The organism is Bradyrhizobium sp. 2TAF24 (assembly GCF_052115025.1).
Taxonomy (GTDB): Bacteria; Pseudomonadota; Alphaproteobacteria; order Rhizobiales; family Xanthobacteraceae; genus Bradyrhizobium_A.
On record NZ_JBFRFW010000001.1, the window covers coordinates 612491 to 626339 of the forward strand.

Annotated in this window: 15 protein-coding genes; 6 read left to right on the plus strand and 9 right to left on the minus strand. The window is 65.3% G+C overall.

The annotated features are described in order from the left end of the window. The first annotated feature begins 220 nt into the window (after positions 1–220). Positions 221–838 (plus strand): outer membrane protein, encoded by a 618-nt coding sequence (locus tag AB4Z37_RS02720; protein WP_441515126.1) that lies wholly within the window; start codon positions 221–223, stop codon positions 836–838. A 348-nt stretch (positions 839–1186) separates the two neighbouring features. On the opposite strand, the gene AB4Z37_RS02725 is transcribed toward AB4Z37_RS02720, so the two are convergent. The 4 genes from AB4Z37_RS02725 to AB4Z37_RS02740 form a co-directional block, all read right to left on the minus strand. Continuing rightward, positions 1187–1402 carry a cold-shock protein gene (locus AB4Z37_RS02725; protein ID WP_211966385.1) on the minus strand — a complete coding sequence of 72 codons (216 nt, stop codon included), beginning with the start codon at positions 1400–1402 and terminating at the stop codon, positions 1187–1189. A 302-nt stretch (positions 1403–1704) separates the two neighbouring features. Then, complete coding sequence (locus AB4Z37_RS02730; RefSeq protein WP_441515127.1) at positions 1705–2565, minus strand: 23S rRNA (adenine(2030)-N(6))-methyltransferase RlmJ; 861 nt, start codon at positions 2563–2565, stop codon at positions 1705–1707. A gap of 74 nt (positions 2566–2639) precedes the next feature. Then, positions 2640–3371: a ribonuclease T2 family protein gene (locus AB4Z37_RS02735; protein ID WP_441515128.1), complete on the minus strand. Its 732-nt coding sequence runs from the start codon at positions 3369–3371 to the stop codon at positions 2640–2642. A gap of 141 nt (positions 3372–3512) precedes the next feature. Beyond that, positions 3513–3917, minus strand: coding sequence for a hypothetical protein (locus AB4Z37_RS02740; protein ID WP_441515249.1), 405 nt, complete (start codon positions 3915–3917; stop codon positions 3513–3515). Between the two features lie 232 nt (positions 3918–4149). Here AB4Z37_RS02740 and AB4Z37_RS02745 point away from each other — a divergent pair, with 232 nt between their 5' ends. Both AB4Z37_RS02745 and AB4Z37_RS02750 read left to right on the plus strand, forming a co-directional pair. Continuing rightward, a complete protein-coding gene (locus tag AB4Z37_RS02745; RefSeq protein WP_441515129.1) occupies positions 4150–4449 on the plus strand; it encodes a hypothetical protein in 300 nt (99 codons plus the stop codon). An 86-nt stretch (positions 4450–4535) separates the two neighbouring features. Beyond that, positions 4536–5072 (plus strand): DUF3617 domain-containing protein, encoded by a 537-nt coding sequence (locus AB4Z37_RS02750; RefSeq protein ID WP_441515130.1) that lies wholly within the window; start codon positions 4536–4538, stop codon positions 5070–5072. Between the two features lie 18 nt (positions 5073–5090). On the opposite strand, the gene AB4Z37_RS02755 is transcribed toward AB4Z37_RS02750, so the two are convergent. From AB4Z37_RS02755 to AB4Z37_RS02775, 5 genes are all read right to left on the minus strand, one after another. Continuing rightward, positions 5091–5486, minus strand: coding sequence for a thioesterase family protein (locus AB4Z37_RS02755; protein WP_441515131.1), 396 nt, complete (start codon positions 5484–5486; stop codon positions 5091–5093). A gap of 34 nt (positions 5487–5520) precedes the next feature. Further along, positions 5521–5727 carry a tautomerase family protein gene (locus tag AB4Z37_RS02760; RefSeq protein WP_441515132.1) on the minus strand — a complete coding sequence of 69 codons (207 nt, stop codon included), beginning with the start codon at positions 5725–5727 and terminating at the stop codon, positions 5521–5523. Between the two features lie 117 nt (positions 5728–5844). Continuing rightward, the gene (gene hisS, locus AB4Z37_RS02765; protein ID WP_441515133.1) at positions 5845–7314 is read right to left on the minus strand and encodes a histidine--tRNA ligase; all 1470 of its coding nucleotides are present in this window, start codon (positions 7312–7314) and stop codon (positions 5845–5847) included. A gap of 102 nt (positions 7315–7416) precedes the next feature. Next, positions 7417–9084 carry a pilus assembly protein TadG-related protein gene (locus AB4Z37_RS02770; RefSeq protein WP_441515134.1) on the minus strand — a complete coding sequence of 556 codons (1668 nt, stop codon included), beginning with the start codon at positions 9082–9084 and terminating at the stop codon, positions 7417–7419. A 10-nt stretch (positions 9085–9094) separates the two neighbouring features. Beyond that, positions 9095–9520, minus strand: a complete 426-nt coding sequence (locus AB4Z37_RS02775; RefSeq protein ID WP_441515135.1) for a TadE/TadG family type IV pilus assembly protein — start codon at positions 9518–9520, stop codon at positions 9095–9097. 382 nt (positions 9521–9902) lie between these two features. Here AB4Z37_RS02775 and AB4Z37_RS02780 point away from each other — a divergent pair, with 382 nt between their 5' ends. From AB4Z37_RS02780 to AB4Z37_RS02790, 3 genes are all read left to right on the plus strand, one after another. Continuing rightward, the gene (locus tag AB4Z37_RS02780) at positions 9903–11252 is read left to right on the plus strand and encodes an aspartate aminotransferase family protein (RefSeq protein WP_441515136.1); all 1350 of its coding nucleotides are present in this window, start codon (positions 9903–9905) and stop codon (positions 11250–11252) included. A 166-nt stretch (positions 11253–11418) separates the two neighbouring features. Continuing rightward, positions 11419–12846, plus strand: a complete 1428-nt coding sequence (locus AB4Z37_RS02785; protein WP_441515137.1) for an EAL domain-containing protein — start codon at positions 11419–11421, stop codon at positions 12844–12846. Positions 12847–12984: 138 nt separating this feature from the next. Next, positions 12985–13839 carry a TIGR01459 family HAD-type hydrolase gene (locus tag AB4Z37_RS02790; protein ID WP_441515138.1) on the plus strand — a complete coding sequence of 285 codons (855 nt, stop codon included), beginning with the start codon at positions 12985–12987 and terminating at the stop codon, positions 13837–13839. Positions 13840–13849: the final 10 nt, after the last annotated feature.

The following is a 13849-nucleotide window of genomic DNA, read 5'->3' on the forward strand; positions in this document are numbered from 1 at the left end:
CTGTCGCAAGGTTCACGGCCGCGCTGGTTCCACGCAGACGACCACAAGTAAGACTCTTTTAACAACGATACGGCGGCGAGTGCCGGACTTAACCCCCGTTTAACTTAAAGATCTCGATAAATCCCGCGTATCAGGTTTGGACTTCCGTAACCGTACGGGTTCCAGCAGGACGTGGCTGGGAACGGGCGGCAGGCGGGCGAGTGGAGTTCGGAGTATCGAGATGAGCAAGGCACACCTTGGAGCCGCGATGTGCGCGGCCATCTGCATGACGGCCCTGTCGGCCCAGGCTGCCGACCTGCCTTACCGCCCCTACACGGTCAATCAGCCGCTCAACGCCTTCAGCTGGGCCGGCCCCTATCTCGGCGCCAACCTTGGCTACAGCTGGGGCGAGGTCGACAACAGCCTGACGCGGCCGTCCGGTTTCGTCGGCGGCGTGCAGGCCGGCTACAACTGGCAGTCGGGCCAGTTCGTGTTCGGCATCGAAGGCGATATCCAGGCGAGCGGCGCCGATGATCGCTTCGCGGCCTGGAAGTTCTCCAATCCGTGGTTTGGCACGGTGCGCGGCCGCGTCGGCTACGCCATGAACAACATCCTGATTTACGGCACCGGCGGTCTCGCATTCGGCGAGGTGAAGGCGGAAGCGTTCGGCGGCACCGAATCCTACACCACCGCAGGCTGGACGCTGGGTGGCGGCGCCGAAATGAGCTTCGCCCCGAACTGGTCGGCAAAGGTCGAGTATCTGTACACGGACCTGTCGCACCACAACTTCGTGCTCACCGGCACGAACAACGGCTTCACCTTCAGCACCATTCGCCTCGGCGTGAACTATCACTTCTAAGAGCAGCTCGAGCTGCCGGACACCAGCCCTTGAAATCCCGGCGCAAGCCGGGATTTTTTTTGCCGACGATACCGTTGTCGAGCGGTTGTCTGGAAACAGCAAGCCGGTTGCGTGCGAGGGCACTCGTGCCACCAGCCTGAAGTTCCCGCACAACCCGCCGCAAGCTCATCTCAGGAGCTTCGGAGCGAAAAGCGGCACTAGAATCCGAGATTTGCTAGTGCCCCTCCTGCATCCGAAAATCGTGGAGGAGTACGCTGCGATGTATCACGAACTTCGGATGCGGAGCACTCAGCAGTCGCCGCAAGCTTCGTTCGACGCGTTCAGTTCAAGTCCGCCCGAGCCGACGGCTCAGGATGAAACGACCAGGTCCACCGCCTTCGGACCCTTGCCCTTCTTGTCCGGCTCAACTTCGAACGTAATGCGCTGTCCTTCCTTCAGGTCCTTCAGACCGGCGCGCTCGACCGCCGTGATGTGGACGAACACATCGCGGCCACCATCGTCCGGCTTGATGAAGCCATAGCCACGCTCACCATTGAAGAACTTGACGGTACCCGTCATAGCCATCGGGAAAACTCCTCTCCCCGCAATGCTTCACCGCTGCGCATTCCACGCATCGGCGCGACCGGACATTCACTTCCGGAAAGCATCGGCACGCTGGGGGTTCATCCCGGCAGGCGGGGCAGGCCTGTCACGGCCGACCTTGCCCTGAAATCCCCCAGAGGCCTCGTCACTCCGCCGCCTCCATTCGCGGAAGCGGAACGTAAAGCCCGCCCTCACATGACGAGCATAATACGCTTCTATGCAAATTGACTATGGCTCAGTTGCAATTTCAGATCGTTTGGCTGGATCTAACCGCCAAAGGGTTGTCAGGTCTTGGCAAACTCAACCTTGAAGCGCGCCGCACCACCGATCCCCAGGGGCTTCTCCAATTCCTGAAGCAGGATTCGCAGGTCGTTCGCCAGCGTCCAAGGCGGATTGACCACCAGCAGGCCGGCGGATGTCAGGCCCCCGTCGGGGTCCTGGGGGGCCACGCTGAACTCGATTCGCAGCACCTTGTCCGGCGTAAGCCGGGTGGCGGCGACCCGCGCCACCGCCTGGGCCAGGGTATCGGTCGCCCGGCGCTGCTTGGCCGGATACCACAGCAGGTAGCTGCCGGTCGGCCACTTGGCGAAGGCTGCGGCAAAACCGTCCGCCAGGCGGGTGAACTCGTCGGCAGCTTCGAACGGCGGGTCCACCAGCACGAGGCCGCGCCGTTCGTTGGGCGGCACAAAGGCCGGCAAGGCGGTCCAGCCATCGAGGTCGACCACCCGGCCCTGCTCGTCCCGCCGCAGGGCATCGATCAGGCCCTTGCGGGCTTGGGGCTCGACCTCACAGGCCACCAGGCGATCCTGCGGCCGCAGTAGCGCCCGTGCGATCAACGGTGAGCCAGGGTAGACCTTGAGCTGCCCGGGCGGATTGAAGGCCCGGACGATGTCCAGATAAGGGCTGATCAATGCCAGCGCGGCGTCGGAAAATCGCGCCTGCATCACTCGCGCGATGCCGGTCAGCCATTCTCCGCCGCGCTGGGCTTCGACGCTGGTCAGGTCGTACCGCCCCGCCCCCGCATGGGTGTCGATGACACGGAAGGCGGCCGGCTTGTCCTGCAGGTACAACAGGATCCGCACCAGCGCGATGTGCTTGACGACATCGGCGAAGTTTCCGGCGTGAAAGGCATGGCGGTAGTTCATGCCGGCATCGGTAGAGCATTTTTCCGGCAAAGGGAAACGCCGCCGCTCGGCCTGGCGGCGCCCCGGGGCGGGACTTAGCCGCTCGAACCGCCGCGCATCGGCGGCATGTCGACCTTGTCACGACGGCAGGCGCGCCGATCAATCTCTTCGCAGGCGCGGAACTGGAGGTCCTTGCTCAGGCAGATGCGCACCTCACTGAGGCGGCGGCTGTCGCAGGTCACCGCGACCGCCGCGTTGCTGAGTCCAGGGTTGGCCTTCACGAAGGCGTCCTCGACTTCGGCCGGCGACACCACCTTGGTCTCCGACAGCTCGAGATATTCGGTCGGAATCTTCACCACCGCCCGCGCCTTGCGCACAGTCTCGAAATAGGCCCGCGCCTGCATGCCCGAGCAGGTGCCGTGCTTGTCCCATTCGTTGAAGATCAATCCCGGGGCCGGCATCAGATCGAGCATCGAGGAGACGATGTTGCGGTCGAGCCGCGGTGCCGGACGCTGGCAGTAGTTCGGAAAGCCACGGTCATACTGCGGCCACAGGCCATGCACCACGAACGAATAGGGCCGCCCGCCGCACTGGATCTGCTGGTTGCGGCCAGTGTTGCCCCGCTCGCTCGCTGCTTCGCAGAACGACGGCGACCACGACAGCGACAGCACGTAGAAATCAAATTCGCCGGGTGCATTCTGCCGCCGGTCCTGCGCCGATGCCGGACCTGGGGGAAGCACGCCGGCCAGCAGGCCGATCAGGATGGAAAACAGCAGGAGCTTGGCAACAGCGCGGGTCGAGAAACGCAAAGCCGACAAATCGAACATGGCAATCCCCCAAAACGCAAACAGAGACGCAACCGGACACGCGGCGACCCTAGCCAGCGAACCAGAACATTTCAAGAACAAAATACGAAGCCCTGCGGATCGCTTCCGCAGGGCTTCGTATTCTTGAAATAGGAGAAGGGCTTACGGGCGGGCCGCCTTGCAGGCCGGGTTGTACGCCCAGTTGCGGTCGAGCCCGGTGACGCACCACTCGACATCCGGGCCGTAGCCGGCGAAACCGCCATCCTCGATAATCGAATAGTGGACCTGCCGCGCATGGCCGTCGCTCAGCATCGCGCTGGCCGAGCAGAAGCGCCGCGGAATGGTGTTCGACGCCCACGGCCGGAACGCCACCTCGCGCACGTTGGCGAAGCCGGTGATCTGCAGACCCGAGTTCCAGAACTCGCCCTCCTTGGCGGAGAACCGCGATGAGATGGTGTCGAGCGCCGATTCGCACCCCGGCACATTGCCGTCATAGTGCGGACCGGACAGCCAGAAGTTCATCTCGAGAGGATTGGCGGCCTGCGCCGCCGGCTGGAACGCCAGCATGGCGAAAAGCACGCCGAAAGCGGCTCCGATGCTGGATGGGCTGAAAGACGTGAGGAGCTTGCGCATGACCGCCTGCCAAAGTTGATTGCGGCGGACGGTGCCGCGAAGCCGGCATGAGGTCAAGTGCACCGCGGCAACACCGAGCGACAACTCCCGGCGGATCGCCCTTGCCGGCTTCTCAGCTGTGCGGGCGCCCGGTAAGTTGAGGGTCGGAATCGAACCGGAGATCGACATGCGAACGAAGATGACCGGCGTGCTGGCAGTGCTTGGCGCCCTCGCCGGGGGGCTGACGGTCGGCCACGCGCGGGCCGACTACGTGCCGCCCTTCAAGGGCAATGATACCGGCGGCATCATCGCCTATGCGCTGGCCGGCGAGACCGACGTCAGGGCGCTCGCTGTCAATCACTGTGCGCAGTACGGCAAGGTGGTGAAGCTGACCGGCGTGCAGCCGTCCTACGGCGGCTATCTCTCGTTCGCCTGCATCTGGGTGCCGCAGGGACGGGCGGAGCGGCCGCTGAGCGTGCGCTACTGAGGCGGCACGAATTCTCCGAACCAAATTCCCCGCCGCATCGTCCAAGCTGCGACGAGGTTTTGACGTCTGCCCGGAGTTCTTCTTCCATGCGAACCGTCCCGCTGTCCCGCGTGCTTGGTGCGGCCCTGATCTGCGTTGCACTGCCCGCCGCCGCGCACGCAGAGGAGTTGCCGACCCGCAAGGCCGGGCTATGGGACCTCAAGGTGGCGATCGCAGGCGGACAGGTGCCGGCGATGACGATCCAGCAATGCACCGACGAAACCACCGACAAGCAGATGGTTGCCATGGCCGGACCGATGCAGCGCGACACCTGCGCCGATCGCAAGGTCCAGAAGACCGCGACAGGTTTTGTGGTCGACGCCCAGTGTGCCGCTGCCGGGGTCTCGATGACTTCCCATGCGGAGATCGCCGGCGACTTCAATTCGGCCTACACCGCCAGGATCACATCACAGCAGTCCGGCGGCCCGGCCGCGGTGCCGCGTGAAACCGCCGTCACCGTCGACGCGAAATGGCTGGGCGCCTGCAAACCCGACCAGAAGCCGGGCGATGTCGTGATGCCCGGCGGCATGAAGGTCAACATCAAGGACCTGGAAGCGGCGAAGAGCCTGATGCGCAAGCCGTGATGCCGGCCGACGCCGCAATCAGGCGACCGAAAAACGCTTCTCGAACTTCGCGACATTGATGACGCCACGCCGGTGCGTGCCGTCACCGATCTTGCGATCACCGTCAAAAGCCGCGACGTCGAACAGGACGCTTCGGCCGTCGATCCGGATCACCCGCGCGGTTGCGCGCACCAGGCGCCCGACCGGCGTCGCCGCGAGGTGGCGGACATTGACCTCCGTGCCGACACTGACAAAGCCATCCGGCAGATGCGGCGCGATGGCCACCGTCGCGGCCATCTCCATCAGCAGGATCATCATCGGGGTGGCATAGACCCGCGGCATGTGCGCGGCGACATGGGCGACCGTCAGCTCATCGGTCACCGTCACGCCGCGCTCGGCGCTCATCCCGATGGAGATCGCCGCCATCTCGTTCATGTCATCCCCGCGCGGTTGACGACGATGACGGCGTCTATTTCTTGGCCTGCTTGGCCACCCGCTCGACGAACGTCTCGCCGCCCTTCATCTTGTCGGCGAGCCGCGCCTCGACGATCTGCACCGTGACCACGTCCGCCGGCACGCCAAGGTTCTTGACCAGCGCCTGGGTGATGTCGAACATCATATTCTTCTTCTGCTCGTCGGTGCGGCCTTCGGCCATGAAGACGTGAACTTCGGGCATCGTTTCTCCTCCTGCTGCGCAGCGACAGTGTGGCAGACCCTGCGCATTCCTTCATCGATCATTTGCTCAACCGCTCTGCTCCGCCGATGCATGGCTGTGCACCGGCAGACGGCGCGGTCAGGCGGACCAGTTGACGTCGTGGCGGGCCAGCACCTCGCGCACGGCTTCGACCAGCGCATCCTCGCGCGCCGCGAACTGCGCCGGACGCGTCTCACGCCATTCCTGGTTGGAAGCGATTGCCGCCGCCGCCTTGGCGCCCTCGATCAGATCCTTGATCTGCACCTCGCCCCGCGCCTTCTCGTCCGATCCCTGGATGATGACGCAGGGCGAGTTGCGGCGGTCGGCGTATTTGAGCTGGTTGCCCATGTTCTTGGGATTGCCGAGATAGAGCTCGGCGCGGATACCGGCCTGGCGCAGCCTCGTGACCATCGCCTGATAATCGGCAACGCGATCACGATCGAACACCGTGACCACGACAGGCCCGATGTCCGGCGCGCTGTCCAGCTTGCCGATCAGCGACAGCGCCGCCTGCAGGCGCGACACGCCGATCGAGAAGCCCGTCGCCGGCACCGGCTCGCCGCGGAAGCGCGACACCAGCCCGTCATAGCGACCACCACCGCCGACCGAGCCGAAGCGTACCGGACGCCCCTTCTCGTCCTTGGTATCGAGCAGCAGTTCGACCTCGTAGACAGGGCCTGTGTAGTACTCGAGGCCGCGCACTACCGACGGATCGATGCGGATGCGGTCCTCGCCGTAGCCGCCGGCGTTGACGAGCTGGCGGATCTGGTCGAGCTCGGCCTGGCCCTCCGCCGCCAGCGGCGAGTCCCCGGCCGGCTTACCCTCGGTGAAGGCGATCACCTTCTCGATGGCGTCGACAGACAATTGCGCGCCCTTGGTGAAATCGCCACTCTCGTCCTTGCGGCCCTCGCCGAGCAGCAGCCGCACGCCGTCGGGCCCGAACTTGTCGAGCTTGTCGATCGCGCGCAGCACGGTGAGGCGGCGCCCGGCGTTGGCGTCGCCACCGAGGCCGATCGCCTCGAGCACGCCGTCGAGCACCTTGCGGTTGTTGACCTTGACCACATAGGCCCCGCGCGGGATGCCGAGCGCCTCCATGGTATCGGCAGCCATCATGCAGATCTCGGCGTCCGCCGCCGGCGAGGCGCTGCCGACGGTATCGGCATCGAACTGCATGAACTGGCGGAAACGCCCGGGGCCCGGCTTCTCGTTGCGATAGACGTAGCCGACGCGGTAGCTGCGATAGGGTTTGGGCAGTGCGTCGAAATTTTCGGCGACATAGCGCGCCAGCGGCGCCGTGAGGTCGTAGCGCAGGCTGATCCACTGCTCGTCGTCGTCCTGGAACGAGAACACGCCCTCGTTGGGGCGGTCCTGGTCCGGCAGGAACTTGCCGAGCGCATCGGTATATTCCATCGCCGGCGTCTCCACCGGCTCGAAGCCGTAGAGCTCGTAGACGCGCTGGATGGTGGCGATCATGCGCCGCGTCGCGGCGATCTCGACGGGACCGCGGTCGGCCAGCCCGCGCGGCAGGCGGGCCTTGAGTTTCTGGGGCTTTTTGGCTTTCTCGGACATGTCGCTCGCCACCACGGATGCAGGTCAGAATAACCTACTCGTGGCCACCGGTTAGCAGCCGGGGGACGCAGGGGCAAGCAGATCGGAATCGCGCGCCGCTCGTCAGTTGACCAGCACGGCGCCGTCACAGCGGATGCCGGTCACCCAGACGGACGCCTGGCCGAGGCTGATGCCGAGCGTCTGCAACACCGATGCGAGCAGTTGATCGACCGGCGCGGTCACTCCACCGATGATGCTGGCGACCAGGGCCGTGAGCCCCGGGATCGGCAGGCCGAGCCCGATGATCTGCACATTCAGGTTCAGGTTGCCGAGCAGGCTCGCCGTCAGCGACGACAGGAACGAGGTGGTGTTGACGGTCTTGCGGGTCATCGCCTGGATATCGGCATAGCTGAAATTGACGCTGGTCGGCGAGCTGTTGGACATCGTGGCGTGCGCTAGTCCTGTCACCTGGATAAGGCCGAGATTGACCAGCGTCGCCGGCGGCGGGTTGGGCTTGGTCGTGAAGTTGGTCATGTCGGCGCTCGTCACCCCACCGATCCAGGCATCAATGATGCCGGGCGATACGCCGAGCGTGACCGTCGAGGTGCTGATGTCGGGATAGCCGCACTGCAGCGCGTTGAGCGTCGCGGTCCCCGGCGCCACCTCGACATAGATCGGCAGGTTGACCGCGGCAACGCTGCCGCTGCCGAGCAGCTGGATCTGAAGAAACACCCGCGTCTGAGCGGTATGAACGCTGGCGCCGACCGCGCCGACGGTGAACCAGCTCGAGCCGACCGGCTGCTCGCCGACCGTCGCCTGCAGCGCGACGCTGGCGATGCCGGGCAGGTTGAGATTGAGCCCCGCCGCGATCTGATTGGTGCCGTTGGAGATCACCGCCATCGCGGTCAGGATGTCGAGCACCGATACCGGCACCGCGACTTGCGGGGTCTGGCCAGCCACCAACCCGCCGTAGGGGCCGGGATTCATCAGCGCTTGCGCAGTGAACTTGCTGGTGAGACCGACCACCGCCTGGTTGATGCTCGACAGCGCGAGCGTCGCCGAATTGTTGCCGTTGGCCGCCCGCTGCGTCGCCAGCAACGCCGCGACGAGGTCCGGCATCTTCACCTGTCCCGCCAGCAGTTGATTGTAGGTCACGCCGGTGACGTTGACCTGCGTCGCCAGCGCCGACATGTATTTGAAAGCGTCGATCTGGGCGTTGAGCAGCGCCTGATAATCCATGACCGACAGCGACAAGGTGGTGCCGAGCAGACTGCCGAGGATCTGGTTGAGCAGGCCGGCATTGAGCGACAGCAATTGCGTACCGATCGCGAACGACGCCATCCCGGTGGTCGCGGCGGTCGCGGTGGCGCGCACATTGACGCTGTTGCTGCCGACCAGGACCTTGCCGAAATACAGCGGGGTCTGGGTCTGCAGCGTGACCCGGACGGCATTGGTGCCGGGGCCGGGCCCGGCGGCGGTGGTGAACCGCTGCTGCGGCGACAGCGCCGCGTTCGCAACATATGTACCATACTCCACAGCCACGAGAGAGTTGGCAGGATAGTTGTTGTCCACCACCGCCGCCGTAGCGGCATTGACTGCATTGTTGATGTTGCTCGCCGCGACGATCGCGGCGAGATCGGCAGCGCTCTGCGTGCGCCGCTGATCGAGAAAGATCGAGCCGATGTCGATGCCGAAGGCGGCGAAGCCGCACATCACCAGCATCATCAACGCGCCGCTCACCGCGATGTTGCCGCGGCGGTCACGTCGGAAGCCCCGGATCGTTCGCCGCATGATGATCTCCTCAGAAACCGCCGCGCGGGATCGCCGCGGAGCTGACGATCGTCGTCGGCGGCGTCGGCATGAAACTCGGCAGCGTGTAGATGAAGAGACCGGACGCGTTGTAGTTGACGGTCACGACGAACACATTGGCGTTGGACGGGGAAGCCGCCGCATTGACCGTCAGGTTGCCCGCGGACAGCAACGGATAGGAGCCGGCATTCGCGGTCACGTAGCTCGTGGCGAGGCTGCTGCGCTCGGTGTCGCTGAGCCCGGCGATCGAGGAGCGCGCCGCAGCCGCCGTCAGCTGCTGCACGCCATACACCACCGCAAGATAGCTGCCATAAATGACGATGCCGAACACCAGCATCAGAAACACCGGCGCGATCATCGCGAACTCGACAGCCGATGCTCCGCCGCGGCAGGCCCGAAACCGTCGAAACCAACGCATGGTGGCTCTCCGTGTCATCGCCACAATCACACCACACAACCTTTAAGTGCGGATGAATCAGAAACTAAATCTTAGGTAGTATTTTCCTGCCGCCATCCATCCGTCGAATCCCCTACGATGGCATGGTCAGCATCGACCCTTCCGCCTCGTCCGCGACCTGATAGGGTGACGATGCTGGCATGGTGGATCTGACATTCGCGTCAGCTTCGCCGCTGGTTCTCAAGCCCCATGTCAGGTCCAAGACCACGCTAGAAACTGATATTCGCTGGTGTCCTTACAGCTCCCGCATTCGCAAAGCGGCCCGCCGCAGAGTGATGCGAATGTAAGAATCGGACACTCGGCGACACCGCCTCAAAAACCGTTCAAAAAACAGCAGGTCATCATGTCCTCGAACAGCAGCGCCGCCCCCCTCGCGCCCTCCACGGTTCCCAACGATCTCGCCGCTTACTGGATGCCGTTCACGGCGAACCGCGCCTTCAAGCGTGCGCCCCGCATGGTCGTCGGCGCCAAGGACATGCACTACTTCACCTCCGACGGGCGCAAGCTGATCGACGGCGCCGCCGGCATGTGGTGCAGCAATGCCGGCCATAACCGCGACGCCATCACCGCCGCGATCACCAAGCAGGCCGAAACGCTGGACTATGCGCCGCCCTTCCAGTTCGGCCATCCGCAAGCGTTCGAGCTCGCCAGCCGGATTGCGGCGCTGGCCCCCAAAGGGCTCGACCATGTGTTCTTCTGCAACTCCGGCTCGGAAGCCGCCGACACCGCGCTGAAGATCGCGCTCGCCTACCACAACATTCGCGGCGAAGGCGCGCGCAACCGCCTGATCGGCCGCGAGCGCGGCTACCACGGCGTCGGCTTCGGCGGCACCGCGGTGGGCGGCATCGTCAACAACCGCAAGCTGTTCGGCAACCTGCTGACCGGTGTCGACCACCTGCCCTCGACCTACAATCGCGAGCAGCAGGCGTTCACCCGCGGTGAACCGGAATGGGGCGCGCATCTCGCCGACGAGCTGGAAAAGCTGGTCGGCCTGCACGGCGCCAACACCATCGCCGCGGTGATCGTCGAACCGATGGCGGGTTCCACCGGCGTGCTGCCGGCGCCGAAGGGCTACCTGCAGCGGCTCCGCACGATCTGCGATACCCATGGCATCCTCCTGATCTTCGACGAGGTCATCACCGGCTTCGGCCGCCTCGGCTTCAGCTTTGCCGCCGAGCGCTACGGCGTCCTCCCCGACATGATCACCTTCGCCAAGGGCGTCACCAATGGCGCGGTGCCGATGGGCGGCGTGCTGGTGCGCGATGCGCTGCACGACACCTTCATGACCGGACCGGAGCATGTGGTGGAGCTGTTCCATGGCTACACCTATTCGGCCCATCCGCTCGCCTGTGCCGCCGGCCTTGCGACCCTCGAGCTCTACCGCCAGGAGGAGCTGTTCGAACGCGCTCGCAAGCTCGAGCCGGTGCTGGCCGAAGCGGTGATGTCGCTCAGGAACGCCCCGAACGTGGTCGACATCCGCACCGTCGGCCTCACCGCGGCGATCGATCTCGCGCCGAAGGGAACTCCGGGGCAGCGCGGCGTCGACGCGCTCAACAGCTCGTTCCATGATCACGACCTGATGGTGCGGGCGGTCGGCGATACCCTCGCGCTGACCCCGCCGCTGATCATCAGCGAAAGCCAGATCGGCGAGATCATCGACAAGCTCGGCAAGGTGATCCGCGCCGTCGCCTGACCGGCCGCGGGCCATGTGACACGCCTCCCCCGGGGACAACCCCCGCGGGAGGCTTTTTTTGGCGCCAACAATCCCGCGTCGAATCAGCAATCATGCTACTGTGGTTGTTGAGTATTTCTACCGAGGGGCGCTTGCTGGCGGCAGGCGACGGGGTTTCAGGTCAGGCATGGTCCGCATTTCGACGATCTTCATCGCCATCTGCATGGTGCTGATTTCGGCGTCGCTTGGCCTCGCGCTGTACGCCATGGCTGGCTTCAACCTGTCGGAATCCGCGATCATTGCTCTGGCCACGCTGACCTTCCTGATTCTCTACAACGCGATCTCGATGCGGTTGCGCGACCGCAGCAACGCAGCGACGCAGATTGCCGACCTGTCGCGCGGCACCGCCGACCTCGCCCGCCAGGTGGCGGAGTTCGGCCGCCGCCTCGCGGCTGTCGAACAGCGCACCACCGCGCTCGACGCCACGTCCCAGGAACGGGTGCAGACCGCGCTCGGTGAGATCAACGAACTCGGCACGCTGATGAAGCAGCTCGCCATTTCAGTGGCGGCCCACGACGAACAGCTGGCGGCCCGCGCGCCTCTCATGCAGCAACCCGAGCGCCCCCAGCCCCCGCGCCAGACCGGTGATCTCGAGTGGGTGGATACGCCGGCTTCCCGGCCGCAGCAGCCTGCGGCCTCGCCGCGTCCGGCGGCGCTGCCGCCCTCCCATCAACAGGTGCTCACCGCGATTCACAAGGCGATCGAGACCAACCAGATCGAGCTGTACCTGCAGCCGCTGGTGACGCTGCCTCAGCGCAAGGTGCGCTTCTACGAGGCGGTCTCGCGCATTCGCGACGACAACGACCAGTTGATCGCCGCAAGCGATTTCATCGCGGCGGCGGAAACCTCCGGCCTGATGGGCCAGATCGACCACATGGTGCTGCTGCGAGGTATCCAGGTGCTGCGGCGCCTGATGGTGCGCAACAAGGATGTCGGCGTGTTCTGCAACCTGTCGACGGCGACGCTCGGCAATCCGGACGCCTTTGCCCAATGCCTCGACATGCTCGAAGCCAACCGCGCGATCGCTCCGTCCCTGGTGCTCGAGTTCAAGCAGGCCGCGCTGCGCCGGCTCGGCCCGACCGAAGGCGAAAATCTCGCGGCGCTCGCCCAGCGCGGCTACCGCTTCTCGGTCGACCATGTCAGCGACCTGCGGATCGAGCCGCGCGAGCTTGCCGATCGCGGCGTCCGCTTCATCAAGGTGCCCGCCCATCTCCTGCTCGACCAGAAGCAGATGTCCGCGGCTGACATCCATCCCGCCGATCTCGCCGACCTGCTCGGCCGGTTCGGCATCGATCTGGTCGCCGAGCGGATCGAAGGCGAACGCACTGTGATCGACCTGCTCGACTATGATGTCCGTTTCGGTCAGGGCTTCCTGTTCGCGCCGCCGCGCCCGCTGCGCCCGGAAGGCTCACAGACGGCCAATGGGGCAGCCGAGCCGAAGCCGGCAACGCCGAAAACCGAGGTCCGGGCCGACATCCGGCCGGACGCGATGCGCAATGAGCCCGCGCGCCTCACTGGCAGTGCGGCACTGGTGCCCCGCTCACGCACCCGCTGAGCCGGCGCGTTTTCGCCCGGCCGGTGCGGCCACAAAACCCTTGAACAACCTGCCCTGATGGACGACAGAGGGACTTAAATCCCCCATGGCCCGCCGCGCCGCGCGCCGAAACCGAGCCACCATCAGGCGACATCCCCGATGACAACAATCCGATTTGCCGATCACCTGAGCGACCTCACGCATGGCGTGGACATCATCCTCAGCGACATCTGGGGCGTGATTCATGACGGCCTCGTCGCCTTTCCCGAAGCCTGCGCGGCGTTGCAGGCCTTTCGCGACGGCGGCGGCACGGTGGTGATGATCACCAATGCGCCGCGCCCGGCAGATTCGGTGCAGCGCCAGCTGCGCAAGCTCGGCGTCGCCGACACCACCTATGACGCCATCGTGTCGTCGGGCGACCTGACCCGCCAGTTCATCACCGGGCACCCCGGCCAGGCGGTGCACAAGATCGGCCCGGAGCGCGACAACTCGATCTTCCGCGACCTCGATGTGCGCTTCACGCCACTCGATGAAGCCGGTTACATCGTCTGCACCGGACCGTTCGACGACGAGACCGAGACCCCTGAGGATTATCGCGCGCTTCTGAACCAGGCACTGGCGCGCAAGCTGACGCTGATCTGCGCCAACCCCGACATCGTGGTCGAGCGCGGCGACCGGCTGATCTACTGCGCCGGCGCGATCGCCGAACTCTATCGCTCGCTCGGCGGCGAGGTCATCTTCTATGGCAAGCCGCACCGGCCGATCTACGACCGCGCGCTCGGCATCGCCCACGCGGTGCGGCAGAGCACCGCCGGCAAGGTACTGGCCATCGGCGACTCCGTGCGCACCGACCTCACCGGCGCCAACGCCATGGGGCTCGACTGCGTGTTCCTGACGCGCGGCATCCATGCCGATGCGTTCAAGGGCATGGACAGGATGGACGATGCCGCCGTGCGCGAGTTCTTCGGCGAAACCAGGCCGCCGCTGGCGCTGATGCACGAGCTGCGCTGGTAAGCGCGACCCC

Bases quoted from the DNA above. Each gene is read 5' to 3' on its own strand.
- AB4Z37_RS02720 (WP_441515126.1), top strand. From the start codon at position 221: ATGAGCAAGGCACACCTTGGAGCCGCGATGTGCGCGGCCATCTGCATG.
- AB4Z37_RS02725 (WP_211966385.1), bottom strand. From the start codon at position 1,402: ATGGCTATGACGGGTACCGTCAAGTTCTTCAATGGTGAGCGTGGCTAT.
- AB4Z37_RS02730 (WP_441515127.1), bottom strand. From the start codon at position 2,565: ATGAACTACCGCCATGCCTTTCACGCCGGAAACTTCGCCGATGTCGTC.
- AB4Z37_RS02735 (WP_441515128.1), bottom strand. From the start codon at position 3,371: ATGTTCGATTTGTCGGCTTTGCGTTTCTCGACCCGCGCTGTTGCCAAG.
- AB4Z37_RS02740 (WP_441515249.1), bottom strand. From the start codon at position 3,917: ATGCTGGCGTTCCAGCCGGCGGCGCAGGCCGCCAATCCTCTCGAGATG.
- AB4Z37_RS02745 (WP_441515129.1), top strand. From the start codon at position 4,150: ATGCGAACGAAGATGACCGGCGTGCTGGCAGTGCTTGGCGCCCTCGCC.
- AB4Z37_RS02750 (WP_441515130.1), top strand. From the start codon at position 4,536: ATGCGAACCGTCCCGCTGTCCCGCGTGCTTGGTGCGGCCCTGATCTGC.
- AB4Z37_RS02755 (WP_441515131.1), bottom strand. From the start codon at position 5,486: ATGAACGAGATGGCGGCGATCTCCATCGGGATGAGCGCCGAGCGCGGC.
- AB4Z37_RS02760 (WP_441515132.1), bottom strand. From the start codon at position 5,727: ATGCCCGAAGTTCACGTCTTCATGGCCGAAGGCCGCACCGACGAGCAG.
- hisS (WP_441515133.1), bottom strand. From the start codon at position 7,314: ATGTCCGAGAAAGCCAAAAAGCCCCAGAAACTCAAGGCCCGCCTGCCG.
- AB4Z37_RS02770 (WP_441515134.1), bottom strand. From the start codon at position 9,084: ATGCGGCGAACGATCCGGGGCTTCCGACGTGACCGCCGCGGCAACATC.
- AB4Z37_RS02775 (WP_441515135.1), bottom strand. From the start codon at position 9,520: ATGCGTTGGTTTCGACGGTTTCGGGCCTGCCGCGGCGGAGCATCGGCT.
- AB4Z37_RS02780 (WP_441515136.1), top strand. From the start codon at position 9,903: ATGTCCTCGAACAGCAGCGCCGCCCCCCTCGCGCCCTCCACGGTTCCC.
- AB4Z37_RS02785 (WP_441515137.1), top strand. From the start codon at position 11,419: ATGGTCCGCATTTCGACGATCTTCATCGCCATCTGCATGGTGCTGATT.
- AB4Z37_RS02790 (WP_441515138.1), top strand. From the start codon at position 12,985: ATGACAACAATCCGATTTGCCGATCACCTGAGCGACCTCACGCATGGC.